Origin of the sequence: Pseudofrankia sp. EUN1h (assembly GCF_001854645.1) — a bacterium.
Lineage (GTDB): Bacteria > Actinomycetota > Actinomycetes > Frankiales > Frankiaceae > Pseudofrankia > Pseudofrankia saprophytica.
In genome coordinates, this window is record NZ_MBLN01000054.1 from 232,240 (window position 1) to 257,768 (window position 25,529).

The 25,529-nt window shown below is 72.8% G+C and carries 21 protein-coding genes; 9 read left to right on the forward strand and 12 right to left on the reverse strand.

The window, feature by feature from the left end; all coding sequences use genetic code 11:
• The first annotated feature begins 75 nt into the window (after window positions 1-75).
• Window positions 76-1,221: an SPFH domain-containing protein gene (locus tag BCD49_RS19030; RefSeq protein ID WP_027141297.1), complete on the forward strand. Its 1,146-nt coding sequence runs from the start codon at window positions 76-78 to the stop codon at window positions 1,219-1,221.
• Window positions 1,222-1,245: 24 nt separating this feature from the next.
• Window positions 1,246-2,376: a hypothetical protein gene (locus tag BCD49_RS19035; protein WP_071041738.1), complete on the forward strand. Its 1,131-nt coding sequence runs from the start codon at window positions 1,246-1,248 to the stop codon at window positions 2,374-2,376.
• Window positions 2,377-2,479: 103 nt separating this feature from the next.
• On the opposite strand, the gene BCD49_RS19040 is transcribed toward BCD49_RS19035, so the two are convergent.
• The 3 genes from BCD49_RS19040 to BCD49_RS19050 form a co-directional block, all read right to left on the reverse strand.
• Window positions 2,480-3,262 carry a class I SAM-dependent methyltransferase gene (locus BCD49_RS19040; RefSeq protein WP_007510643.1) on the reverse strand — a complete coding sequence of 261 codons (783 nt, stop codon included), beginning with the start codon at window positions 3,260-3,262 and terminating at the stop codon, window positions 2,480-2,482.
• On the reverse strand, window positions 3,259-4,575 hold the full coding sequence (locus BCD49_RS19045; RefSeq protein WP_007510644.1) for an aminoglycoside phosphotransferase family protein: 1,317 nt from the start codon (window positions 4,573-4,575) through the stop codon (window positions 3,259-3,261). The genes BCD49_RS19040 and BCD49_RS19045 overlap by 4 nt, the downstream gene beginning before the upstream one ends.
• A gap of 101 nt (window positions 4,576-4,676) precedes the next feature.
• Entirely contained in the window at window positions 4,677-5,579 is a 903-nt protein-coding gene (locus BCD49_RS19050; protein ID WP_007510646.1) for an SDR family oxidoreductase, read from the reverse strand.
• A 247-nt stretch (window positions 5,580-5,826) separates the two neighbouring features.
• On the opposite strand from BCD49_RS19050, the gene BCD49_RS19055 reads away from it, so the two are divergent.
• Complete coding sequence (locus tag BCD49_RS19055) at window positions 5,827-7,446, forward strand: sensor domain-containing protein (RefSeq protein WP_007510648.1); 1,620 nt, start codon at window positions 5,827-5,829, stop codon at window positions 7,444-7,446.
• A gap of 55 nt (window positions 7,447-7,501) precedes the next feature.
• Here BCD49_RS19055 and BCD49_RS19060 read toward each other — a convergent pair whose 3' ends face one another.
• The gene (locus BCD49_RS19060; RefSeq protein WP_007510650.1) at window positions 7,502-8,671 is read right to left on the reverse strand and encodes an alpha/beta hydrolase; all 1,170 of its coding nucleotides are present in this window, start codon (window positions 8,669-8,671) and stop codon (window positions 7,502-7,504) included.
• A gap of 298 nt (window positions 8,672-8,969) precedes the next feature.
• Here BCD49_RS19060 and BCD49_RS19065 point away from each other — a divergent pair, with 298 nt between their 5' ends.
• From BCD49_RS19065 to BCD49_RS40785, 5 genes are all read left to right on the forward strand, one after another.
• On the forward strand, window positions 8,970-10,313 hold the full coding sequence (locus BCD49_RS19065; protein ID WP_027141295.1) for an MATE family efflux transporter: 1,344 nt from the start codon (window positions 8,970-8,972) through the stop codon (window positions 10,311-10,313).
• Window positions 10,314-10,522: 209 nt separating this feature from the next.
• The gene (locus BCD49_RS19070) at window positions 10,523-12,106 is read left to right on the forward strand and encodes an ArnT family glycosyltransferase (RefSeq protein WP_071041739.1); all 1,584 of its coding nucleotides are present in this window, start codon (window positions 10,523-10,525) and stop codon (window positions 12,104-12,106) included.
• Window positions 12,107-12,402: 296 nt separating this feature from the next.
• Window positions 12,403-13,407 carry an esterase/lipase family protein gene (locus BCD49_RS19075; protein WP_007510655.1) on the forward strand — a complete coding sequence of 335 codons (1,005 nt, stop codon included), beginning with the start codon at window positions 12,403-12,405 and terminating at the stop codon, window positions 13,405-13,407.
• A gap of 235 nt (window positions 13,408-13,642) precedes the next feature.
• Window positions 13,643-14,098, forward strand: coding sequence for a nuclear transport factor 2 family protein (locus BCD49_RS19080; RefSeq protein ID WP_007510658.1), 456 nt, complete (start codon window positions 13,643-13,645; stop codon window positions 14,096-14,098).
• A 631-nt stretch (window positions 14,099-14,729) separates the two neighbouring features.
• Complete coding sequence (locus BCD49_RS40785; RefSeq protein WP_083401553.1) at window positions 14,730-15,212, forward strand: HIT family protein; 483 nt, start codon at window positions 14,730-14,732, stop codon at window positions 15,210-15,212.
• A gap of 801 nt (window positions 15,213-16,013) precedes the next feature.
• On the opposite strand, the gene BCD49_RS19090 is transcribed toward BCD49_RS40785, so the two are convergent.
• The 7 genes from BCD49_RS19090 to BCD49_RS42315 all read right to left on the reverse strand — a co-directional run bounded on the left by BCD49_RS19090 (window position 16,014) and on the right by BCD49_RS42315 (window position 22,709).
• Window positions 16,014-16,703, reverse strand: coding sequence for a hypothetical protein (locus tag BCD49_RS19090; protein WP_232794382.1), 690 nt, complete (start codon window positions 16,701-16,703; stop codon window positions 16,014-16,016).
• 775 nt (window positions 16,704-17,478) lie between these two features.
• Window positions 17,479-18,249 carry a 3-keto-5-aminohexanoate cleavage protein gene (locus BCD49_RS19095; protein ID WP_071041740.1) on the reverse strand — a complete coding sequence of 257 codons (771 nt, stop codon included), beginning with the start codon at window positions 18,247-18,249 and terminating at the stop codon, window positions 17,479-17,481.
• Between the two features lie 76 nt (window positions 18,250-18,325).
• Window positions 18,326-18,754 carry a hypothetical protein gene (locus BCD49_RS19100; RefSeq protein WP_198536239.1) on the reverse strand — a complete coding sequence of 143 codons (429 nt, stop codon included), beginning with the start codon at window positions 18,752-18,754 and terminating at the stop codon, window positions 18,326-18,328.
• Window positions 18,755-18,756: 2 nt separating this feature from the next.
• Window positions 18,757-19,191: a MarR family winged helix-turn-helix transcriptional regulator gene (locus tag BCD49_RS19105; protein WP_007510665.1), complete on the reverse strand. Its 435-nt coding sequence runs from the start codon at window positions 19,189-19,191 to the stop codon at window positions 18,757-18,759.
• Window positions 19,192-19,333: 142 nt separating this feature from the next.
• Window positions 19,334-19,951 carry a hypothetical protein gene (locus BCD49_RS19110; RefSeq protein ID WP_241832358.1) on the reverse strand — a complete coding sequence of 206 codons (618 nt, stop codon included), beginning with the start codon at window positions 19,949-19,951 and terminating at the stop codon, window positions 19,334-19,336.
• A 141-nt stretch (window positions 19,952-20,092) separates the two neighbouring features.
• Window positions 20,093-22,177, reverse strand: a complete 2,085-nt coding sequence (locus BCD49_RS19115) for a molybdopterin-containing oxidoreductase family protein (protein ID WP_007510669.1) — start codon at window positions 22,175-22,177, stop codon at window positions 20,093-20,095.
• Window positions 22,178-22,499: 322 nt separating this feature from the next.
• Window positions 22,500-22,709, reverse strand: a complete 210-nt coding sequence (locus tag BCD49_RS42315) for a hypothetical protein (protein ID WP_071041741.1) — start codon at window positions 22,707-22,709, stop codon at window positions 22,500-22,502.
• Window positions 22,710-22,885: 176 nt separating this feature from the next.
• Between BCD49_RS42315 and BCD49_RS19125 the strand changes: the two genes are divergently transcribed.
• Window positions 22,886-24,394, forward strand: coding sequence for an amidohydrolase family protein (locus BCD49_RS19125; protein ID WP_007510673.1), 1,509 nt, complete (start codon window positions 22,886-22,888; stop codon window positions 24,392-24,394).
• Here the strand turns inward: BCD49_RS19125 and BCD49_RS19130 are convergent.
• On the reverse strand, window positions 24,391-25,398 hold the full coding sequence (locus tag BCD49_RS19130) for a DUF3710 domain-containing protein (RefSeq protein ID WP_051467438.1): 1,008 nt from the start codon (window positions 25,396-25,398) through the stop codon (window positions 24,391-24,393). The genes BCD49_RS19125 and BCD49_RS19130 overlap by 4 nt on opposite strands.
• Window positions 25,399-25,529: the final 131 nt, after the last annotated feature.

Here is a 25,529-nt window from a genome sequence, read left to right on the forward strand (position 1 = left end):
CGTGGCGACTGGTGCGACAGCGCCGCCGGTGGGACAGCGCCGCCGGCTGGCCGGAGCTAGAGGGTGGCGGCAGACGTGGGGCTGATGGACCGGGTCCGCGGCGAGTTCATCGACATCATCGAATGGACCGATGACAGCCGGGACACGATCGTGTGGCGCTTCCCGCGCTACGAGAACGAGATCAAGATGGGCGCCAAGCTCACCGTCCGCGAGTCGCAGGCGGCGGTGTTCGTCAACGAGGGGCAGGTCGCCGACGCCTTCGGGCCGGGCATGTACACCCTCGAGACGCAGAACATGCCCATCCTGTCCACCATCAAGGGCTGGAAGTACGGCTTCCACTCGCCGTTCAAGGCCGAGGTGTACTTCGTCAACACCCGGCAGTTCACCGACCTCAAGTGGGGCACGCAGAACCCGGTGATCGTCCGGGACGCCGAGTTCGGCATGGTCCGGCTGCGGGCGTTCGGCGCCTACTCGATCCGGGTGGTCGACCCGCCGGCACTGCTGCGCGAGCTCGCGGGCACCGACCCGCAGTTCCGCACCGAGGAGGTCTCCGAGTTCCTGCGCCAGCTCATCGTCGGCCGGCTCGGCAACGCGCTGGCGACCTCCGGGGTGCCGGTCCTCGACATCGCCACCCGCCAGGACGTGATCGGCGAGACGCTCGGCCAGGCGCTGACCAAGGAGCTCGCCGCGGTCGGCATCGCCATCCCGAAGTTCGTCATCGAGAACATCTCGCTGCCGCCCGAGGTCGAGGAGGCCATCGACAAGCGCAGCCAGATGGGCATTCTCGGGAACCTCAACCAGTACACCCAGTTCCAGACCGCGCAGGCCATCGAGGCGGCCGCCAACAACCAGGGCGGCGCGGGCGAGGGCCTGGGCATCGGCCTCGGCATGGCGCTGGGCCAGCGCGCCGCCGGCGGCATGCCCCAGCCCGGCTACCAGCCCCAGGGGCAGCCCGGCTACGGGCAGCCGCCCGGCGGGCCGGGTGGCCCTGGCACGCCGCCGCCGCTGCCGCAGGCCGCGCAGTGGTTCGTCGGCGTGGGCGGCCAGCAGCAGGGCCCGTTCGACGAGGCCGCGCTGCGGCAGCGGGTCGCGGCCGGCGAGCTGCGCCACGACACGCTGATCTGGAAGACCGGCATGGCGGCCTGGACGGCGGCCGGCCAGGTGCCCGAGGTCGCGCCGCTGCTCGCCAGTGTCCCGCCGCCGCTGCCGCCGCAGTCCTGACCGGGGCGGCGTGGGGACGACATCATGACTGAACCGACGTACCAGCGGGCTCCGGTCTCCGCGACGACCTACCCGTGCGGGGGCTGCGGGGCGCGCCTGGAGTTCGCGCCCGGCTCGACCAGCATGCAGTGCCCGTACTGCGGGTTCCGCCAGGAGATCACCGCGGGTGACCGGGAGATCCGCGAGATCGCCTACGGGGACCTGGCGACGCTGCCCCGCAAGCCGGTCGGCAGCATCGGGGCCTACGTCTTCGTCTGCCAGCGCTGCGCCGCGCGCACCGAGACGAACGAGACCGCCAGCGTCTRCCAGTTCTGCGGGGCGCCGCTGGTGATCGACGCGGCGGCGTCCGGGCAGATCGTGCCCGAGGGCGTCCTGCCGTTCGCCCTCGACCGGGCCAAGGTCCGGGACGCGATGCGTACCTGGGTGAAGTCGCGGTGGTTCGCGCCGTCGGGCCTGAAGAAGGTCAGCGAGACCGAGTCGATGAAGAGCACGTACGTCCCGCACTGGACGTTCGACTCGCAGACGGTCTCCGACTACAGGGGTCAGCGCGGCGAGCACTACTGGGTAACCGAGACGTACACGGACAGCGAAGGAAAGTCCCAGACGCGCCGTGTGCAGAAGACCCGCTGGTACCCGGCCGGTGGCACGGTCCATCGCGCGTTCGACGACGTGCTGGTGCCAGCGAGCGGCGTACTGCCGGTCAAGAAGGTCGACGACCTGGCACCGTGGCCACTCCAGCAGGCACAGCCCTATCAGCCGGAGTTCCTCTCCGGCCACTACGCGCTGCGTTACGACGTCGAGCCGGAGAACGGTTTCACCGAGGCGCGCGGCCGGATGGCGCCCGTCATCGAGCAGGACTGYCGCCACGACATCGGCGGTGACGAGCAGCGGGTCTCCTCAGTCAACACCCGGCACAACGACGTCACCTTCAAGCTGATGCTGCTGCCGGTGTGGATCGCCACCTTCATCTACGCGGGCAAGAACTGGCAGATCCTCGTCAACGGCCTCACCGGCGAGGTCCACGGCGAACGCCCGTGGAGCAGGCTGAAGATCGCTCTCGCGGTGATCGCCGCGCTGATCGTCATCGCGGTCGTCGTCTTCTTCTTCACCCGTCACGGAGGCAGCTCCGGCGGCGCCGGGGCGAGCTCCGGTTAGCGGCATTCGAACGGGCTCGACGCCGCCCGCTCACTCGTGCGCGGCGTGCGGCGTGCGGCGTCGAGCCACGCTCGGTGCGTGGGTGATCAGGGTGCCCGGGTGATCAGGCGGTCGCGACGAACGTCCAGACCTGGGAGTCCGGTGTGGGCGGTAGTCCTGCCTGGTAGTCGGCGTGCACGGCGACCGCGGTGAAGCCGACCTCCCGGAGCAGGGCGGCGAACCCGTCCAGGTCGTGCCGCTGGAGCCTGAAGTGCTGCAGCTCGGTCTCGACCAGGCGGCCGTCGCGCCAGCGCTCGTAGCGCAGCCAGGTGGCCACGGCATCCTCCTCCGGCTGTGCCGGGGGAAGGGAGCTGAGCGTCAGCAGGTCGCCGCCGAACCACCAGTGCCGCAACGGCCCCGGGCTGGTGGACTGTTCGAGCGGCTCGACGTCGACGAGCAGCCGCCCGCCCGGCAGCAGGCTTTCCCGGAAGTTACGCAGCGTCTGAACGGCACGTTCACGGCCGGTCACCAGCGCGAACGACCCGGTCGGGACCACGACCGCGGCGAAGGCGGCCGGTTCCTTGAAAGTCGCCATGTCCGCTTCGAACAACACGGGCCGCAGTCCGTGCTCGGCGCAGTTGTCGCGACAGATCGTCAGCATGGCCGGTGACGAGTCGAACCCGCGTACCCGCAGGCCCGCCTGAAGCAGCGGAATGAGTATCCGGCCCGTTCCGACCGCCGGTTCCAGGATTTCGCCCGAAGTTCCGGCCAGCAGGTCCCGGTAGAACTCGACATCGCCGAAGGACGTCCCGACCGGCTTGTCGAGCTCATATACCAGTGAACAGAGCGGACCGTAGTCCGAGGACGCCCCGGGTGGGCCGTCCGCCCCTTTCCGCTCGCCGGTCATGCTTCGGTCGCGGTGCTGGTGCTGGTGCTGGTGCTGGTGCTGGTGCTGGCGGCGGAGGCGACGGCGGAGGCCTCGCGCAGCGCGGCGCGGACGGTGGCGGCCGGGTCGCCGGCGTGGTAGACGCGCTCACTGGGCTCGATGTTGTCCAGGAACTCCTGGTACCTGACCGCGTAGGACAGCTGGCCGAGGGGCGCGGCGACGGCCAGCGCGCGGGCCGGGTCGCTGCCGGGCAGGGCGCTCTCCCACGCCGTCACCCACGTGTCGGTGGCGTACGCCCGCGACTCGTGGTCGGTCAGGAAGCCGCGGACGCGCAGGCCGTCCAGGACCGGGTTGCCCAGGTGGCTGTCGGCGAAGTCAAGGATCGTCGTGCGCCGCCCGTCCGATCTCCAGTTCCCAGGGTGCAGGTCGCCGTGGACGAGGGTGTCCGGCAGTCCGCAGGCGGCCAGCTGCGCCACCAGGTCGGGCAGGCGCCCGGCGAGGCCGCGGGCGGCGGTGAGATCGGCCGGGTCGAGCTCGGCAGCCGCCTCGCCGTCGAGCAGCTCCGCGACCTGGTCGACCAGCGCGGGCATGGTCCGGTCCGGCAGGCCGCGGGGCATCGCCGCGGGGTCGCGGGCCAGCGCGGCCTGGGCAGCCACCAGCTGGCCGACGGCCGCGTGGATGGCGGCCGGCGACGCCTCCCACTCGTCGGTGCCGGGCACGTGTTCCAGCAGCATGCGGCCGGCCGCGGGGTCCGCCGCGATCACGCGCGGTACCAGCTGGGGGTCCACCTTCCCGAAGGCGCCGATCACGGCGGCCTCGGGAGCGGCGAACGGGGGAGTGGTCTTCAGCCAGACCGGCCCTCGCGCGGTCGGGAACCGGAACAGCCCCGCCAGGTTCCAGGTCTTGACCTGCTCCGCCGGCCCGGTCGCCGGCCGGCCCGCGGCGCCCAGCGCCGCCCGCGCCCAGCCCAGGATCTCGGCGAGGCCGTCGGGCGTCGCCCAGCTCGCCCGCAGCGCGACGGGCCCGGCGAGGTCGTCCTGGTCGCCCGGCCAGGGCGCGAGCCGCCGGGCCCTCGGCCGGCCGAGGGCTTCGACGTGGTAGCGGACATGCCCGTCGCGGGCGCCGTCACCGCCGTCCACGCCCAGCAGGCGCAGCACCATCACCGGCGTGCCGAGCTCCTGGCGCAGCTGGGCGACGACCGGTTCGACGTCGGCCCACCATGGGGTCCGTGCCTGAAAGGGACCGCACCACCCGAGGCAGTCGTCGCCCGCGGTCACCACCGCGCTGAACGTCCGGCCTCGCGTCACCGGGTCAGTGTTGAAGCCCCCGATCATCCGGGCAAGGCATTTTCGGCGCCGTCCGACCTTCGGGCGTCCTCCGCGGCGGCGCGGGTGGATATCCGGTTCCGGACCAACCGTGGGCCTTGCGGCGTGGTTCAGGGGCGGTGGGTCGGCCAGACGGTGAGCTCGGTGACCTGGGCACGGGCGGGCAGCGCGAGGGCGTGGGCGACGACGTCGGCGAGGTCGTCGGGCCACAGGAGGCAGTCCGGCCGCCAGGCCCTGTCCTCGGCCTGGAAGATCCTCTCCTGCATCGGGGTCGCGGTGCGGCCGGGGAAGATGCTGCATACCCGTACCCCGGCGTTGGACATCTCGGCCCGCAGGCTGTCCGCCACGGCGCGCAGGGCGTGTTTGGTGGCGGCGTACTGGCCGACGCCGGCGCTCGCGGCGAGGCCCTGGGTCGAGTTGACGAAGACGACGTCGCCGTTGGTGCGGACCAGGTCGGGGATCAGTCCCTGGGTGAGCGTGTAGGGAGCGTGGACGTTCACGGCGAACTGCAGGTCCAGGTCGGTGATCCGTGCCTGGGCCAGCTGGCCGCGCCGGTAGGCGCCCGCCGAGTGCACGAGCACCGACACCGCGCCGAGGCTGCCGTGGGCCGCGTCGAGCAGGCCGGCCCGCTCGTCCGGGTCGGTCAGGTCGGCGGGAAAGTGGTCCAGCGTGAGGCCGACGCTGTCCGCCTCCTTCACCAGGCTCTCCAGCGCCTGCTCGTTGCGGCCGGTCGCCAGTACCCGGGCGCCGTCCCGCGCGAGCCGCAGCGAGATCGCCCGCCCGATCCCGCTGGAGGCTCCGGTCACCAGCGCCCCGCGCCCGGCGAGGCCGGGTCCGGCGAGGCCGGGTCCGGCGAGGCCGGGCCCGAGCGGTGGATGGCCGCCGGACGTCGTGGTCGCCGTCTTGGCCGCGTTCGCGGCCTCCCGCGTGCCCGTCGGAGCCCGCCTGCCCGCCGTCGCCGGCCTGGCTGCCCTGCCAGTGCCGGCGCCGGCGCCGCGCCGATCTCCAACCATCCTGGTCGCAACCTCCCGCTCGCGCTCCACGGACTCTCGTCGAGCCTGGTGCCGGCAAATCTACCCTTACGTAAGGGTAGATTTCGGAAGGGGGTCTGTCGTCGGGGCGGCGGGACCGCCAGCCCCGCCACTGGTGGGCGGTCGGAGCCGGCTGGCGAAGGTGGGCCTAGACCCCGTTCCGGTTCGGGGGGCGGCTGGATGGGATGGCGGTCGCCTCCCGCCTAGCGTGATCGTTGTGGACGATCACGTGGCACCAACTGGCCTCGCTGGTCCCGCCGGCCTCGCTGGTCCCGCTGGCCTCGCGGAGACGACGGAATGGGACCACCGACCGCTGGGAAGCGACGACTGGCCGCCGGACAACGACGACTGGCCGCGGGAGAACCATGACCGGCCGTGGGGAAGCGGCCTGCTGCGGCTGGCGCTGCGGATCGTTCTGCCTCCGGTCGACCTCGTGATGGGCCTCGTCGGGTTCGTCGTGACGGTGCCGTTGCTGGCGTTGTCGGTCGGCCTGGTGCCGCTCATCTGGCTCGCGTTGCCGTTCCTGCTGCTGCTCGGTGTCGTCGCTCGTGGCCTGGCCGGGTTCGAGCGGCACCGGCTGGGGCTCTTCCTCGGGGTCGAGCTCGGGCCGCCGCCGTCGGCGCCACGCGGGTTCAGGGCCCGGCTGCGGGACGCCGCCACCTGGCGGGCGGTCGGCTACCTGCTGGTCCGGTGGGTGGTCGGGACGCTGTCGTTCGCGCTGACGACGGCCGCGTGGGGGGTGTCGCTCGCGCTGCTGTCGATGCCCGCCTGGCTGCACCGCGTCCCCGGCGAGCGGGCGGACCTCCTCCTGCTGCACGTCACCGACATGCCGACGGCCTGGCTTCTGTGCGCCGCCGGCGTCGTCGTGGGCGTCGTCGGCCTGGCGCTGGCGTACGGCTTCGGCGCCGTGGCCGCCGCGATGGGCCGAGGCCTCCTGCCCCGGCCGGCCGGCGGCCAGGACGGGTGGGACGGCCGCGGCGAGACGCCCGTCGGCGCCGGCCGCCCGGGCGGCGTGCCGATGCGGCTGACCGCCGGTCGAGTGGCGGTACTCGCCGTCGGCCTTCCGGTCGTGCTCGCGGCGGCGTCCTTCAACGCGGCCGACGCCGTCGGGCTGATGGCCCGGACCAGCGAGCACCACACGGCGCGCTACTCCTGGAACGACGGGCCGATCACGCTGACCACGAGTGCCGGTGACATCCACGTCGTGACCGGCGACGACACGCACGTGGGCGTCGAATACACCGAGCACTACGCGCTGCGCACCCCGGCTGTCGCCGGCGAGGCCACCGCGGACGGCGGCGTGGCGCTCACCGCCCGTTGCCGAGGTGGAATCTTCGACCAGTGCGCGGTCAACTACGTGCTGACGGTCCCGCGCGGGGCCCGACTGACGCTGCGCACCGGCGACGGTTCCGTCGGCGTCTCCGGCCAGGCAGGTCCCGTCTCCATCCGGACCGGCGACGGCTCCGTCCGCGTCATCGACACCGCCGGTCCCGTCACGGCGCGGACCGGCGACGGCGGGATCGCGGTCTCCGGGGCCAGCGGCTCGCTGGACCTGCGCACCGGCGACGGGCGCATTGCCGGCGACGGCCTGACCTCGCCGTCGGCCACCGTGCGCACGGGCGACGGCGGGATCGCGCTCGCCTTCGACACCGCCCCGTCGGACGTGTCCGCCACCACCGGCGACGGCGGCATCACGATCACCCTGCCCGGGGACGGCCCCTACCGCGTCGACGCGACCACCGGCGATGGCCGCACCCGGGTCACGGTCCCCACGGCCCCCTCCGCCCCACGCACCGTCCGCGCCCACTCCGGCGACGGCACCATCACCGTGGCCCCCACGCGGCGGTAGGCCCGCGGAGGTCTCCCAGCCGACGGGATGCGGGTCGAGCCGCCGTCCAGGCGGTCTAGGCGGGCGTGCTCTCCCGCGAGCGCACCCAGGCGGCGAACGCCTCGATCCCGTCGACGACGGCCTCGAAACGCGGCGAGTGGAACAGGTCGAACGCGTGCTGGCCGCCCGGCAGCTCGGCATAGACGACCGGGTCCGACGACACGGCGCGTAGCTCCGCGACGAACTCCCGGGCAGCCGCGACGGGGACGATGTTGTCCCGGTCGCCGTGCGCCACGAAGAACGGCGGTGCGTCGGGCCGGGCATAGGCCCGGGGCGAGGAGGCCGCCGGCCAGCCCGGGTCGGCGCCGTAGTCGCCGTAGTACCCGCCCAGGCAGACGACGGCGGTGACCGAGGTGTCCGCCGTCTCGAAGCCGGGCTGGTGCGCGGGGTCGTCGGCGGTCAGCGCGGCCAGGGACATCAGGTGCGCCCCGGCGGAGCTGCCGGCCACGAAGACCGTCGACGGGTTGGCGCCGTACTCGGCGCCGTGCTCCCGCGCCCAGGCGATCAGCTTCTTCGCGTCGACCAGGTGGTCGCGCAGCCCCGCGGCCGGGCGAAGCCGGTAGTTCGCGCTGACGCACACCCAGCCCTGGCCCGCCAGCCGGTGCAGCAGGGGCAGCGACTGGGTGCTCTTGCGTCCGCCGGAGTACCGCCCGCCGTGAAGGTGGATCAGCACCGGCCCGCCGGCCGGCCGAGAACGGCCGTGATACACGTCGAGCTGGTTGCGCCGGCCCGCATCGCCGTAACGGATGTTCTTGACCCGCCTGATGCCAGGCCCGGGAATGGGGAACGGGCCGAGCAGGATCCGGGCGTACCGGCGGCGCCGGTGCCTGGCCGCGGTGTCGGCGTCGAGCCGGGCGCGCCAGCCCGCGCCCAGGCCCTGGTCGAGCGCCCGCTGGACCGCCGGCCTCGCCCGGGTGCCGCGCCAGGCGACGACGGCCAGCCCGCAGGCGATCATCACCGCGGCCGCGAACGTCACCCAGCCGCCGACCGAGTCGACGTCGCCCGCGTCGAAGGCGACCAGTGTCGTGACGAGCAGGTAGAGGATCGCCAGCCCTGGCAGCTCGGTGAAGGCGATGCCCCACAGGTAGCTCACCATGGCCAGGCTCCGCGGCCGTCGCGGCGGAGCGAGCGCGACCAGCGCCGCGCACCCGACCGCGACCACGGCAATCACGTACCCGACCGGCATCGCGTGGTCCCTTCGTCAGGCGGCCGGCCGGCCGGACTGGCTGCCCGTACCACCGCACTAAAGTGATATCACTTTTTGTCGCCGGTGGCGATCTCGTTCTCCGGCGCTGGCCGGGTGACGGACATTACGGGCATCGTCCCGGCGAGCGGAGCTACATTCGCGGGCGGCGTGCCGGACCGCCGCGGCGGCCGAGACCGCTCCGACGGGACGTGCGCGGGCCCGGGGTCCCGATCCCCGGACCTCGTCGGCAACGGCGGCGACGCCGGGCGGAGGTGCGGTGGTGACGTCGGAGGGCTCCGTGAGCGTCCTCGAGGGGCGAGGGGACCGGAGCCTCGACCGAGCGATCCTCGTGCTCGCCGCCCCGGCGCTCGGCGCGCTGGTGGCCGAGCCACTGTTCCTGCTCGCCGACACCGCGATGGTCGGCCATCTCGGCGCCTCCGCCCTGGGTGGCCTGAGCCTCGCGGCGTCGGTGCTGCAGACCGCCGTCGGCCTCATGATCTTCCTTGCCTACGCGACCACGCCGACCGTCGCCCGGCTGCGCGGTGCGGGCGACCTGCGCGGCGCCGTGTCCGCGGGCATCGACGGGTTGTGGCTCGCCGCGGCGCTGGGGGTGGCCCTCGCCGCGCTCGGCTGGTGGTTGACACCGGCGCTGCCGCGCGCCTTCGGGGCGGACGCGCTCGTGGCGCACGAGGCGGCCGTCTATCTGCGGATCTCGATGGCCGGCCTGCCGGCGATGCTGCTGGTCTACGCCTCGGCCGGGCTGCTGCGCGGCCTGCACGACACCCGCACCCCGCTCGTCGTCGCGGGGGTGGGCTTCGCGGCCAACGCCGCGCTCAACGGCGGCCTCATCTACGGTGCGGGCTGGGGCATAGCGGGCTCCGCCGCGGGCACGGTCCTCGCCCAGTGGGGCATGGCCGCCGCCTACCTGGGGATGGTCGCCCGCCACGCCCGGCGCGTCGGGGCGAGCGGGGCGCCCCGGCCGGTCGGCGTGCTGCGCGGCGCGCACACCGGATTCTGGCTGCTGCTGCGCACGGCGAGCCTGCGCGCGGCCCTGTTGCTCGTCACCTATGTCGCGACCGCGCTCGGCTCGAACGAGCTCGCCGCGTTCCAGATCGCGATGACGCTGTTCTTCACCGCGGGCTTCGCCCTCGACGCCCTCGCCGTCGCCGCCCAGGTGCTCGTCGGCGACCGGCTTGGTGCCGGCGACCCGGCCGCCGCGCGCGTCGTGCTGCGCCGCTGCGTCGCCTGGGGCGTCGGCGGCGGCGGCGTGCTGGGAGTCGTGCTCGCGGCGCTGGCCTGGGTGATCGGCCCGGTCTTCACCAACGCGGCCGACGTCGCCGAGCTGGTCGTGCCCGCGGTCCTCGTGCTCGCCGCCACCGTGCCGCTGGGCGGGCTGGTCTTCGTGCTCGACGGCGTGCTCATCGGCGCGGGCGACAACCGCTACCTGGCCTGGACCGGTCTGCTCAACCTGGCCGTGTTCGCGGGGCTGGCGGAGGCAATCCTGCTGTGGCGGCCGAGCGGGGCGACCGGTGTCGGCTGGCTCATGGGCGCGTTCGCCGGCGGCTTCCTCGCCGCCCGCGCCGCGACGCTCGGCCTGCGCGTTCGCGGCAGCGCCTGGCTCGTCGTCGGCGCCACCCGCTGACGGCCCATCCCGGCCCGGCTCCCGGTCAGCCTTCGCGCCGGTCGATCCCGCCGGAGGGCCGCGGCCGGCCGCCGGTTGGGCCGGGTGTAGCCGGTCGTACCCAATCGCCTACTATTACGGCGTCCTGGGGTATTCGTCCGGTCTGGTCGTGCCAATACGCGGCCATGGCGTTGCGCGAGTGCCCACCGATTCGTCCTCAGGAGGGACGGATGCCGGCCGGGGGAGACGACCAGCGGCGCCGGGTGATCATGGCCCGCCCACGTGGCCGGCACGCGCCCCGCCCCCATCCGCGCGCGGCCGGCGCGGGTACCGACCCCCTGCGGACCGGGAACCGGCGGCTGTGGTGGGTCGTGCTGGCGCTGATCGTCCTGGCGGCGCTCGGGGTGCGACTGTGGTACCTGTTCCACTGGCTGTACCCGATGAAGATCGCCGGGGACGCGTACTACTACCACCACGCGGCGAACATGTTCGCCGACGGCCGCGGCTGGCCGCTGCCGAGCGCGCTGCTGAACGACGGCGAGTACGTGCCGTACGCGCAGCATCCGCCGATGACCAGCATGCTGCTCGCGATCCCGTCGGTGCTCGGGCGCGGCGGCTTCGCCGACCACCAGGTCTTCCTGTGTGGGATCGGTGCCMTGTCGGTGCTGGTCGTCGGGCTGGCGGGCAGGCGGATCGCGGGCCCGGTGACCGGCCTGGTCGCCGCCGCCATCGCCGCCGTGTACCCGGGCATGTGGCTGCCCGACCCGCTGGTGATGTCCGAGACTCCCGGCATCCTGACGTGCGCCCTGCTCGTCCTGGCCACCTACCGGCTCTACGACCGGCGCCGCCCGCTCGACGTCGTCTGGGTGGGGCTGGCGCTCGCCGCGACGATGCTGACGCGCGCGGAGCTGGCGCTGCTCGCCCTCATCCTGGTCACACCGTTCCTGCTGCGGTTACCTGCGCTGTCCTGGCGCCGCCGCTTCGGGTACCTGGGCCTGGCCGCCGCGACCAGCGCGGTGGCGATCGGCCCGTGGGTGGGCTACAACCTGTCGCGGTTCGAGCATCCGGTGTACATCGAGAACGGCCTCGGCGTGACCCTGGCTGTCACTCAGTGTGACGATACGTACTACGGCGACCTGCTCGGCTGGTGGATGCTCTCCTGCACGGACCCGTTCGGGCCCCCGCCGAAGGAGGCGTCCGAGAGCGACCTGTTCTACCAGGACATCGCGTTCGCCTACATCGGGAGCCACGAGAAACGGCTGCCCGTCGTCGCCGCGGCCCGGCTGGGCCGCACCTGGGCGGTGTACCGGCCGTGGCAGCAGGCCAGGCTCGACGTCATCGAGGAGCGCCCGCTCGTCCTCAGCGAGATCGCCACGGTGTCGCTGTGGTGCCTGACCGCCACCGGGGTCGGCGGGCTGGTGGTGCTGCGCCGACGCCGGGTGCCGGTGCTGCCGCTGGTGGCGGCGCCGCTGGCGCTGTCGGTCGCCTCGGCGATGATCTACGGCACCACGAGGTTCCGCGCCGTGGGCGAGCCCAGCGTCGTCCTGCTCGCGGCCGTGGCCGTCGGCGCTCTGGTCGGCCGCCGGGCGCGCCGCGTCCCTGACGTCCCTGACGTTCATGGCGACCGCGACGGCCGCGACGGGGCCAGCGCCGCCGAGCGGGTCCTCCCCGTCGACGACGAGCGGCCGCCGTTCCCGTCGACCGGACCGCACCGCCTCACCAGCCCCTGGGCGGCCGGCGTCGGCGGTGGGGAAACCGCGTCCGTGCCGTTCCACCGAGCCCCGGCGCGGTGGCCGCCACCGGACGGCGGATAGCGGGTAGCCGCGGCCCGTTTGGCACCTTGGTGCCGACACCGAGGTGCCATCAACCCGTCGATGGCTTGTCACGAGACGCGAGGCGTGGTCGCGTCGCGTGGCTGTCTACCTGGTCGCGGACCTTGCTAGCGCGTGGTGTCACCACGATCAAGAGCTGAGTCGTAACGGCGAGGTTTCTGTCGCATTTCCTACCTACCAGTAGGTAACTATCTCCACCGCCCTCTCCGATCTCCGCCGGACCCAGGCCCGGCAGGTCCACGGAGCAGACCCGGCGGCGGCACCAAGGAGGTAGTCCCATGCGGCTCACCCGTCTCCGCCACCGATTAACCCGCCCCACCGCGTTGACCCGCCCCACCGCGCGCCCCACCGCCCCGACTCGCGGCATCGCGCTCGCCGCGCTGCCGGTCCTGCTGGCGGGCGGCCTGCTGGCCGGCGCTCTCTCGACGGCCGCCCCCGCCTCGGCCGCGGCGCCCCTCCCGGTCCTCTACAACTTCCCCGCGGCGGTCGCCATCTCGCTGGCGCACCCGAACGCCGACCCTCCCGGCGCGAACGACTTCTCCTGCCGGCCCAGCGCCGCGCACCCACGACCTGTGGTACTCGTCCACGGAACGCTGGCGGACAAGACCAATGAGTGGCAGGCGCTGGCGCCGCTGCTGAAGAACGACGGCTACTGYGTCTTCGCCCCGAACATCGGCGGCGCATCGCCGACCGACTACCTCCAGGGGACGAGGCCCATCGAGGAGAGCTCCGCGCAGCTCGCCACCTTCGTCGACCAGGTGCTCGCCGCCACGGGCGCGTCGAAGGTCGACATCGTCGGCCACTCCCAGGGCGGGATGCTGCCCCGCTACTACATCAACAACCTGGGCGGGGACGCGAAGGTCAACGCCCTGGTCGGGCTCGCGCCTTCCAACCACGGCACGACCCTCCTGGGCCTGGCGACCCTCGCCGGAGTCTTCGGCCTCACCGGGCCGATCGAGTCGATCTGCCAGTCATGTGCCCAGCAGATCGCCGGCTCGCCGTTCCTCACCGCCCTCAACGCCGGCGGCGGCACCCGGCCCGGCGTGCGCTACACCGTGATCGAGACCCGTTACGACGAGATCGTCACCCCGTACACCTCGGCGTTCCTGCCCGGCGCGAACGTCCGGAACATCACCCTCCAGGACAGCTGCCTCCTGGACGGCTCGGACCACATCTCGGTCGCCTACGACCGGGTGGCGCTGCGCTACGTCCAGAACGCGCTGGACCCCCAGCATCCGAGGCCACTGATCTGCGTCCCGGTCCTCCCCGCCGTCGGCGGCTGACCACGCCMTGACCCGGCGCCGCGTCGTCCCGGCCACGCCGTTGCCAGACGGGTGGCCGGGACGGCCCGTGGCCCGCGGACCGCGGACCGCCACCACTCGCGCACGTGGGTCGCCGACCTTGGCCCCGGTCCCGCTATCGGTTGCGACCGGCGCGGTGACTCGCGGAACGTGATGGGCCGACGCGATGGACGAACGGGCCGGGCGAGCGGGCCCACGAACCGAAGGAGAGCCGGCAGTGGACGGGTTACGCGAGGACCAGGCGCAGATCAGCGAGGTGCTGATCCGGTACGCGACCGGAATCGACCAGCGGGACTGGAAGCTGTTCCGGACCTGCTGGACCGACGACGTGGAGGCGGACTACGGGCTGCGCCTGTCCGGCGCCGAGGCGATCACGGACTACATGACCACGGCGCACCGGGACATGGGCGACACCCGTCACCAACTGTCGAACCTGGTCATCGACGTGACCGGCGACCGGGCGACCGCCCGCTCCTACGTACACGCCGTCCTCATGATCCGCCCCGATGACCCGAACGCCTTCATCGACGTCATCGGCAGCTACGACGACGTCCTCGTCCGCACCGCCGACGGCTGGCGCATCAGCAGCCGCTCCTTCCACCTCGTCCGCATGCTGACCACGGGCGCTGACATCGACTGGACGGCACCACTCAGGTCGGCCGACCGGTCCTGACGCCGGCAGGGCCAGCGGCCACCAGCCGTCCACTGCTCGTTGGTGATCAGGGCTGGCCGGGCCGCGGCCACAGGCGGCGACGGATTGTCGCCGGCGTCGGCAGCGCGGAGAGGCCGCGGTGATCCGGTGGGATTTTCGGAGTCCTGACACGCAAGAACCMAATTGCTCTGCGAACGCCTGGCGATCCCAGCGTCGCCCGTTCGGAGCCCGGGCCGGCCTGCCGCTTAGGCAAGGTCGGTACGGTGCATCGCCATGTCGCGAGCTTGATCGTCAGGACTGTGCCCGGATCCGAACTGACGGGGATGCGGAGTTCGGATTTCGGTACGGTACTGGCGATCTTCGGGGGTGGGGTGGGCGAACATTGTCGGGAAGGGCGCCAGCCGGTAGAGGGGCCCGCGCGATCACCCTCATGATGGTGGCCAGGCCCTGCTTGGGTGATCGGTGCCACACTCGCCTGGCGCTGATCTGGTGAGTAATTGCGTTTCGCCGCTCTGGTCTCGATGATCTCGCTGGGTCGCGGGAAGGCGTTGGTCGGACCGCTACTGGCGGTTGTCCTCGCCCCGCGCGGCCGACCGGCCGCGTGTGTCGGGAGCCCGGCCCGTCGCTCTGCTACCGCGGCGAAGATGGGGGCATGACTGATCCCTCTGGCCTGGGGCCAACCGGCGGGATGCTCTGGACGCGGCCCGACGAGTGGGCACGGCGGCGTACCCCACATGGATGCGTCATCTGTGCGTCGGGCCCGCTTCACGTCATTGCCGAGTTGACGGGGGTGTGGGTCACGGCGCCGCCGCAGGCTCCCCTGCGGGGTTATGTCTGCGTCGTTGCTCGCCGGCATGTGAACGAGCCGTACGAACTCAGCCGCGACGAACAGGCCCAGTTCTGGCTCGATTCAATGCTCGTTGCCGAAGCGGTCGCCTCCGTCGCCACGCCGATCAAGATGAACTACGAGGTTCACGGCAACACCCTGCCCCATCTCCATCTGCATCTCTACCCACGGCACGCCGACGACCCGTTCGTCGGAGGTCCCATCGATCCACGTGGTGCCTCAGTCAGCCGATCGGCCGCTGACCTTGATGCGCTCCGCAATGCCATCCGGCAGCGACTCGGGCACTGACTGGCCGCCGCGGATCCGCCAGCAGGGCTGTGCGAAGCATGCTCGGATCGACGCCAGCATCAGGGGCGCGCTGCGCGCGTCGCTGGCCCCCGACACGCCGCTGGCCGACCGTTTGGTCCGCGAGGATCAACGGGCCACGAGACGGACGGTGACCAGGGTGGGCTCGGGGATACCCGAGAGGCCATACACGCGGGCTTCGTAGCCGGATCATGCGGTCTCCCGTCCCACCGACCGTCAGCCTCCCAGAATCGACGCGCCCGGGCGGCCCGCGGTTCCGCCGCCCCGTGGGTTCCCCCATGCCCGTCCCGCAGTTCACGGCGGACGGGCGTACCCCTCGCCACCTGCAGCGCTGACAGCACTAGCGGATGCGCTGACCCGACATAACCAACTCAAGTTCCCAACCACGCAAAGCCTGCTTGTAGCAGCATGCAGAAGGCATGGGTCAGACGTCGCTATGACGTTCTAGCTGCGTAGGCGATGGCGCTCCAGTCGCACGCGATTCGGCCAGTGCCCTGGACCGCCGCAGCCGTCAGCGCCTGGCTTGCAGCCGCGATGATCGGCTGATGGGGATGTCTTGACTGGCAGGTTTCAAGTGGCCGGCGTCACCTGCTCCCCGCGCAGATTTTTGAGTAATTTCGTTTCCTGGCTCTGGCACGGACGACTCCACCAGATCATGGCCACAACCGTCCGCGATCTCCAACGCCGATCGCTGGCCGGGACAGCAGTCCGGCCGGGCACGCGACCGATCTGGCGGTATCTGCGGCTGTCGAGGTATCGCCGCGACGGGCGGGACGCCATCGGTCAGCGAGCCAGACGACGGCCGAAGGCGCCCAACCCGAACAATGCAGCCAGCACGGCCAGGAAGAGGAACAGGGGCCACCATGGGCCGTCGTCAGCGACGAGCCGTGGCCCGCCGATGGATGTTGCCACGAACAGCAGCAGCGCTGCGAGCTGGATGCGCCGTCCCGCGCGCCGCCGTCTTGCGAGGCTTGCCTGTTCGACGACATCCGTGACGGTGTCACGGTGCTCGTATAGCCAGCCGACCGGATCGTCGAGGGCGCTGCCCCCTGCGGTGAGAACGGACTCACGCAGTGCCGCGGGGTTGTCGGCCCGCAAAAGAATTCCGTCGACATGCGCTCCCTTCTCCGATCGCGTCGAGCGGTAACCGAATGGCAGGTCCGTGTTCGGTGCGAGCGCGGTCACGAGTCGCAGCGGCGGGACGCGCTGCGGCTCGGTGAACATCAACAGCAGGTTCGGTCTGGTCATCGGCCCCGTGGTGAACAGGTAGGGGACGATCAACTCATGGGCAAGCACCGGCTCCGGCTCCTGAGCCCCTGCCATCGGCGGCGTAGCGGACAGATCCTGTACAGCAACGTGGCGCGCAGGTATCGCCCACGATCGACCACCGAAGTAGCCTGGCAAGATCATCTGCATGGCGCCGCCGTCGCACACCACCCGGGGTTTGCGGATCACGAACCAGTACGCCTTCAACTCCGTGGACTCATCCGGTCCCGGTGCACCGTGTCGCATCGCCCGCCTCCAGCAGCCATTGGCCAGCGGCGCACAGCGCATTCGCCGTGACCGATTACGCAGTCCCCATACCGTAGCGCCGATGGTCTTACGAGACGACGAAGGCATCAACGCGCAGCGCGAGGCGCCTCCGTGGAAGGCGACCGGGCAACTACGGTACCGATCACGGCCCAGTGAAGGTGGACGCTGGACGGTGGCGGTAGCAGCGTTCCCGTGGTGCCGAATATTCTAACGGCCTGGCGACAGGATCAAGGGAACGCTTCGCGCGTCGGCTTCGCCGGCGTCGAGACCTGAATAGTTTCGGTTCCTTGCCCTGGCACGCAAGAACGCAATCATGCTGGGAACGTCTTGGCGATCACGGAGTCAACCCCGTCTGGAGCCCGGGCCGGGCGCCGCCCGGGCGCCCGGGCAGCCCGTGCTCATCCTGTCCGACGTCACGGGGAATCGTGTCAGACGTCAGAGTCAAGACCAGCGCTGTTTCGTGCCCCTGGCGTCTGACGCGACGCCCGGGATCTCCCGGGCACCTGCCACGACGCGGGAGAGAAGCAACCGGGCCGCCGTTCCGCTCTGCCCGTCGACCGGGCGGACCTCGCCTCAGGCGGCACCCACATCACGCCGATCAGTTGAGTAATTTCATTTCCTCGCTCTGACGCCGAGGATCCCACCAGATCATGAGCTGATCCATGATCCGGCGGGATCGTCGGCGGCGTTGCGAACGACGGTCACGAGGTTCCGTTCATGCACGTGGGTCTGGCGACGTCCAGAGCGCCAGGGCGGCGCGAACAAGACTGGCGTTGTCGGCGGCGGGGCGCCCGGCGGGGTCTGTGACGGTGTCCTCCAGCCCGATGCGGGTCGCAAGGCCGAGCCGCCCCGCCAGGGCGACCAGCGGCCAGGTGGCCTCGCCCTCACCGTGCAACAGCCGGGGCCCGGGTACGCCCAGGGCGTCGAGCCGGGCAAGGACGGCCGTCGCGGCGTTCTCGGCGTCGGCCGCCGGAACATCGATGATCTCCACCAGCAGTCGGACGCACCGGCCGGCGAGCCCCGACGCGGCCAGCGCGTCCGCGTCGGCGACCGACCAGACGCCCGCCTCGACCTCGATCCCGGACGCCAGCAACGACTCGACGACCGCCTCGAAACCGGGTTCGCTCACGTTCACGGACGCGAMCCCCGGCCGCTCGGGGACCGGCAGCCTCGCCCACGTCCCGACGGCCGCCAGCCGAACCTTCGGGTCACCACCGGCGATCCACAGGCCGGTGCTTACGCCGACCTGTGTCCCCGGGCAGCGCTGGCGCACGGCACGCACCGCCGCCCCGATGTCCACCGCGGCGAGCGACTCGGCACCGGCTTCGTCGCGCGGGTGCAGATGCACCGCCTCCGCTCCGGCCGCGGCCGCTCCGGCCGCGGCGACGGCCAGCTCCGTCGGGGTCACCGGCACCGCCGCATGCTCGGAGCGCCCGCGGCCGCCGTTCAGACACGCCTTGATCCGCCGGATTCGCACACACGCCATTGTCGACCGCGCCGCGACACCGCGGCGCTGCCCGGCGTCCGCTCCGACCGCCCGGCGTCCGCTCCGACCGCCCGGCTCAGCCCTGGTGAGCCCACGGGAATGGAGCGAGGTCGGGTTCGACCCAGCTGGTCCTGGCCTGGGAAGAGGCCAGCGTCGCCGGACGGTAGAAACGGGCCAGGAGGCGTTTGTCGAGCAGGGCGCGGTGGTGGTTCGCGAACGCGTTGAAGTCGCCCTCGCCGTCTTCGGCCGCGTGGTGGCCAACCAGCTCCACCCAGGCCCGGCTGATGGTCGCGTGGTACTTCTGCGGCACCCCCGCCTGGCGGGCGGTGCGCCGGAGACCATCGCTGACCAGGCCGACCGCCGCGGACACGCCGACCCGTCGCACGGCCAGCCACGTCAGATGGACATGTTCCCGGTGGCCGAACTGCTCAGTGGTCGCCGTCGCCTCCGCCATCAACGCATCGAAGTCGGGGGCGGTGACGCCGTGCTCGTCGGGGGGATGCATGGTCACTGGGGCACCTCCGCCAGGGCTTGCAGAGCGGCACGCAGGTGGGCGATCGCGTCGGCTGGCAGGCTGTGGAGCGCTCGGTGCTCCAGGTCGGCGATGGCCCGTCGGATCGCGGTGGCGGCCAGTCGTCCGGACGAGGTGAGTTCGACGAGTACCGCCCGGCGGTCTCCGGGGCGGGTACCGCGGGTGATGTGGCCGCGTCGTTCCAGGCGGTCCAGCACGCTGGTCAGCGTGGTGGGGCGGGTGCCCACGTCCGCGCCGAGCTCGGACACGGTCCGGCCTCGGCCGTCGGCCAGGTTCGCCAGCACGTTGATCTCGGAGGCGGTCAGGTCCAGGTCCACGAGCTGCGCGGAGAGCGCCTGCAGAGTGGCATGAGTGGCCCGCTGCAAGGCCAGCAGCGCCGACCACCCAGAGGGCTCGGATTCGAACTCCACGATTTCGGACTATACGATTTCGTTGTATCTGTCGCAAGCGAGGACCGTCGCTGCCCAGGTCGTCAGAGCTGCCGCCTGCTAGGGCTGGGCGCCGACGCGGCGCGCACCGCGGAACGTAAAGATCGCGACTGGCGCCAGGCCGCTAGGCCGCCGGTGGCCGGCCGGTACGCATGCTGATCATCTGGGTTCGGCCGTCGGCGGTGGCGTACAGGTAGGGGTCCGAGCCGACGGGCACGCTGACCGCGAGGACCGACCCCGTGCCGAGCGAGGGCGGGTCGCCGTTGTCGGTGAGGGCGAGGGGCCGGCCGTCGACCATGACCTGCCAGCCGGTGAAGAGCCCGTCGCTGGGATAGCCGAGGTCCGGCTCCGGCAGGTGCTGGCCGACGGGCACGTGGGCGAGCACCAGCTCGTGGCCGGGGCTGGTCCGGTGCGTGCCGCGCAGCCGTGCCGACACGTCGTCCGGGTGGAGGTGGCGCGCGAGGCTTTCGAAGAGCAGGCCGTCGTCCACCGAGGTCGTGACCGCCGTGGCGTCGAGGTGCACGCCGAACGTCGGCCCGACCAGGCGGGCCGACGCCGGGTCAAGCGGAGTCGACCGCCCTCCGGCCAGCCGGTCGAAGTCGTCGAGCGTGCTGCCGGAAAGCACTCTGGCGTAGGCGGCGTCGATCACGAGCTCCGGCGGTGGGCCGTCGGCCCTGAGCAGCGAGCAGGCGCCGGCGAGCGCGAGTGTGACGGCCATGGCGACGGCCCGCGCCCCTGGCACGGACACGGACCCCCGTGACCGCGCGGCCCGTCCAAAGATCACCTGGTCACGGTGCCACACCGCCAGCCCGAAGCCGGACATCCCGTCGGATTCACGACGACCGCCGGCACGGCCTGGGCGGCGACCTGGGCTGGCGCGGCCTTACGCCGGGCTGATGGTCACGGGGACGCCGGAGTAGTGGGCCATGCCGGTGACGGGGTCGAGGTCGAGCCTGTCGGTGAGGCGGTTGACGTTGGCGGACTGGTGGCCGTGCGGGATGGAGACAGCGCCGCGCCGGATCGCCGGGTCGACGCGGGCGATGCCGGTGATCTCGCCGTGCGCGGTGCGGACGACCAGCGGCTCGCCGTCGCGCACGCCGGCGGTGGCCGCGTCGTCGGGGTGGACGAGGATCTCGACCTCGGCGCCAAGGAAGTCGAACTGGGAGTTCAGGTGCCGCTTCTGCCGCCGCGGTACGAAGACGAGCGGCGCGGGCTCGGTCAGCCCGGCCAGCTGGTCGACGAGCAGCCGGGGCGCGAGGCGCCAGCCGCCGAGCCGGTCGAGGTGCCGCTCGACCCACAGCGCGGGTAGCTGCCGGTCCGTCTCGGCCCACTGCCGGGTCGTCAGGTCCTCGCCGAACGTGCCACGGGGGACGACCTTCGCCAGTCTGGCCCCGTCCGTGGCCGCCTCGCCGGAGGTGGCCGCGAGGTCGTGGCCGAGGCGGCGGCCCAGCTCGGCGAGCACCCACCAGGTGGAGCGCCGGTCGCCGACCGGTTCGACGACCGCCGGCGTGTACTGGGTGGCCACCCGCGGCATCAGGTTGTCCCAGAGGGTGATGTCGGCCCGCTCGAGCTGGTCCTTCGTCGGCAGGACGTGCGTCGACAGCGCGGTCGTCTCGTTCGCGATGATCTCGATCGTCGCGAACACGTCGAGCTTGCGCAGCGCCGGCACCAGCGTCTCGGTGTCCGGGAAGGCGGTGACGAGGTGGCCGCCGAGGTTCAGCACGGCGCGGATGTTGCCGGCCTCGATCTCATCGGCCAGCACCGCGCACGGCCACTCGCCGAGGAAGGAATGCGTCTCGGGACGGCTGCGCGGCCCGGGGCCGAACGAGCCGTCGGCTGGCGAGACCGGGAGCTGGACGTTCTCGAGCCGGCTGGCGAACCCCGGGTGGAACCAGGCGCCGCCCGGCTGGTTCATCGATCCGGTGATGATCATCAGGGCCCACCCGAGCCACTGGGTGACGTTCGCGCTCGCCGACATGGTGACGCCGGTGCCCGTCTCGACGGCGACCCGTTCGGCCCGGCGGACCGCGGCGAGCAGCGCGGTCAGCTCGTCCGCCGGCACGTCGCACACCGCGGCCGTGTGCGCCAGCGTGAAGGGCTCGACGGCGGTGGCGAGCACGTCGGCGTCGACGCAGCGGCTCTCCAGGACGTCGCGGCGCGCGCCGTCGCGCAGCACCTCGCGGACCAGGTAGGCGAGCACGGCGTGGTCCGTGCCCGGGCGCGGGGCGAGGTGGCCGGTGGCCAGCTTCGCGGTCTCGGTGTGGCGGGGGTCGACGACCCAGATCTCACCGCGGTCGCGCAGCGCCTTCAGCGTCCCGATCGGGTTGGGCATCGCGACGGTGTGCCCGTGGGAGACGACCGGGTTGCTGCCGACGAACAGGACGAACGTCGCCGTGTCGTAGTCGGGGCGGCCGGCGAGCGCCGGCGTCCCGCCGACGAGGTCGGAGATGAGCACCTTCGCCGTGCCGTCGATGGTCAGCGGGCTGAACTTCGCCGGCGTCCCGATGGCCCGGTGCAGGGACTGCGCCAGCTTGTAGCCGGCCGCGTCCATCCCGACGCCGCTGCCGAAGAAGATCCCGACGGCCGACGGCCCGTGCTCGTCGATGATCGCCCGGACCCGGGTGCCAAGGTCGTCGAGGCACTCGTCCCAGGTGGTGGGGCGGAAGCCGTCGCCGTCGCGCAGGAGCGGGCGTTCCAACCGGTCGGGGTGGTGGTGCACGTCGGGGAGTGCCCGCCCCTTCGGGCAGGTGTAGCCGGCGGACATCGGGTGGTCCCGGTCGCCGCGCACCCGTAAGACCTGGTCTCCGGCGGTCTCGACGAGGATTCCACAGACCGAGGTGCACACCCGGCAGAAGCTGCGAACCGTCCTGGTGGCCGCCTCGCCGGCGCCCGCGCGGTGAGTGCCTGCCGCGTCCGTGACCGCCGCGCCCATGCCCGCGCTCGCCACGTCTGTACCTGCCACGGCCATGCGGACTCCCACCGGCGTCAGGGGCTCACGCCCCGTTCATGGCTGGGCCGTCGCCGGCCGAGGCGTGCAGCGGCCCCGCACTCCGCGCGGCCCGCCGACTCGGTGTCGAAACGGCCTTGCCTCGTGCCGGGAACCGTACTCTCGTGAAACGAGACGCACAATCCATCCTGTGCCCTGACGAGGGCGTTCAACCTGTTGGCCAGGTAGTCGAGCGTCGAGCGGCCCCACGGTGTGAGGGTCGCCCGAACCGCACCGACGAAGGCGTCGAACGAGGCGAGGTCGCCGGTGTCGAGGCGCAGCGCGGCCAGCCGGGCGAGTCCGCTCAGGACGCCTTGCGCCGTCCGGGCCGCCGGTGGTCGAGGAGCACGACGCCTGCCAGGTCGGGGACGGCGGGCTGGGCCGGCCACCTGAGCCAGGTGCCGCAGCCGGCGCACTCCCACAGCGAGCCATGGCCGGTAGCGAGCAGGACGCTGTGCCGGGCGCACTCCAGGCAGTACCGGACGATCTCCTGCCGGTCGRGCCGCGCCTCCACGCTCCACAGCTGACCACATGGTCCACGGCACGCCGCGGACCCGCCMGCTCGCGAGTGTCGACGTTGATGAGCGTTGATGGGGGTGTGGTTTGGGCATGGGGATGTGGGCTGGTTGTGGGGTGGTCGTGGCACGGCCGGGCCGCATGGGAAGCCGCGCCGGATGGGAGAATCGCGCTGTGGCCGACACGGTGCCGCGTCCGGACGGCCTGCCGGAGCGCGTGGAGACGCTGGTGCGGGCCGCGTGGGTGCTCACCGTCGGCCCCGAGGGCGACCTCGCCGACGGCGCCGTTCACATCCGCGGCGGCGAGATCGTCGCGGTCGGTGCCTACGACGAGCTGCGAGCCGGCCTGCCTGACGTGCCGGTCGTCGGCGACGGGACGGGGCTGCTGATCCCGGGTCTCGTCAACGCGCACACCCACCTGTCCGAGGCGCTGACGACCGGGATGGGCTCGGAGCTGACGCTGTTCGAATGGGGGGAGCGGATCGTCGGGCCGCTCGGCTCGGTCCTCACACAGGAGGACGCCCGGGAGGGCACGCTGCTGCGCGCCGTCGAGCTGCTGCTGACCGGCGTCACCACCGTCAACGACATGTTCGTGCACAGCAACCGCGACGATTTCGCGAGCCTCGGCGTCGTCGACGGACTGGTTGGCGCCGGCCTGCGCGGCGTCGTCTCGTTCGGCGCCGAGGACGCCTTTGAGCCTGGGTCACCCTGGGCGGACGTCAAGCGGATCATGGACGAGCAGGACGACCTGGCGGCGGCCGTCGCCCTGGCGGCGGCCCGCGGCGCGCCGGTCGGCTTCCGCTACGGCGTCGGCACCCTGCTCGGGCAGAGCGACGAGCTGCTGGAGGCGGGCGTCGACGCCTGCCGCGCCAGGAACTGGGCGGTGCACACCCATCTCGCCGAGGTACGCGAGGAGCTGGTCGCCGCCAGCTCCCGCTGGGGCCGGCGGACGATCCCGCACGCGCTGCGCCTCGGCATGTTCGAGCGGCCGCTCATCGCCGGCCACGGGGTGTGGGTCACCGAGGCGGACGTCGAGATCCTCGCCGGCCACGGGGTCGCGATCGCCCACAACCCGGTCGCGAACATGATTCTCGGTTCCGGGGTGTGCCCGGTGGCCCGGCTGCGAGCCGCCGGCGTCGCCGTCGGGATCGGCACCGACGGCGCGGCCTCCAACGACAGCCAGGACATGCTGCAGGCGGTCAAGATGGCGGCGCTGCTGGCGAAGGTCCACGCCGTCGACCCGGCGGTGATCGACGCGCCGACCGTGCTGCGGATGGCGACCCTCGACGGCGCCAGGGCGCTGGGTCTCGACGACCTGGTCGGCAGCCTCGAGCCGGGGAAACGGGCCGACCTGGTGCTGCTGCAGGACTCGGTCTGCGTCTCCATGCTGCACGACCCGTGCGGCCAGCTCGTCTACGGCGCGTCACCGCGGGCGGTGCGCGACGTCTGGGTCGACGGGCGCAGGCTGGTCGACGACCATGCCTGCGTGGTCGTCGACGAGCGCGACCAGATCGAGCGGGCCCGCCCGCTCGCGCGCCGCCTCGCGATCGCCTCCGGTCTCGCCGCCGCCGGCGTCTCCCGGCTCGCGGGCCCGCCGGACTGGGCGCCGCGCACGCCGGACCGGCGGCATCCGTGGGAGGACGAGACCGAGCCAGACCCGACTGGAGAGGCCCAGGCCGGCTAGCCCCAGGTCATGAGGTTGCGGCTCAGCCCGCCGGTCGGCGGCGGGACGAGCCCGTAGCTGACCCGGCGCGGGTCGGCGCTGATCGCGCCGGTGGGCCTTGGGCGCAGCGACTCCAGGTCGGTCGGCGACGCCGGGCCGCGCGCGGCGGCTCGCCACGCCGCCGGCTGGCCCGCGTGGCGTCCCTGCGGCGGCGGGCCGTCCGGGTCCGCGACGGCCATCGGGTCGACGAGGTCGTCGGGGCCGACCGGGTCCTCGGTGTCGGTCGGCAGCCGCAGGGGGAGCGGCGCCCGCACCGGCATCGCGCGGTCACCGCGGATCACGATCGTGCCGCGCAGCACGTCGTCCATGAGCGACTCCGCGCGCGGGGCGGCGGCCGGGCCGGTGACCGCCGCCTGCAGGAACCACCGCGGCCCGTCGATGCCGACCAACCGGACGGGACCCGCCAGGCCGGAGAGGGCCGCCGGCCCGAGGGCGGCGCCGAGAGCGGGGAACGGGCCGGAGCCCGAGAGCGGGCCGGGGCCGGGGCCGGTGAGCGAATCACGGCCGGTGAGCGCCGCGTCGAGGTCGCCCGGGGTCCGCGTCGGCCACGCGTCCGGCGCGGTGGCCGGGTTCGTCGGCACGAGCCGCAGCTCGGGGCCGAACCGGCCGTGACCGGCGGCGACCTCGACGGGACCGCCCGCCGGGCTGGTCAGCGCCGCGGCGAGGCAGATCTCGGCGCGGATCTCGGCCCAGACCCCGCGGCTCTTCGGTGCCGCCAACGCCGTGAGCTCCATCGCCGACCGGCCCGCGAGGGCGACCACCGCGGTCACCCGCCCGCCGTCGACGCGCAGCCGGTAGTCGACCCCGTCGAGCAGCGGCACCAGCACCGAGCCCAGGTCGAGGCGGCGGACGCCGTCGCTCGGTGCCAAGCCGAGGTCGTAGGGCCCGCCAGGCGCGAGCTGGCCGGCGTCGAGCTCGACCAGTCCGCCGTCGTCCGGGCCGAGGCCGGCTCCGAAGGCGCCCATACCCAACCCGGCATGCCGGGACCACCGGGACCGCACCCACCTGAACACCCGACCGCCCCCTGCCCTGGCAGCCAACCGGTCACGGCGTCGCGGGGCGGCCGTCTGGTCACCCACCAACCGTGACCGTGCCC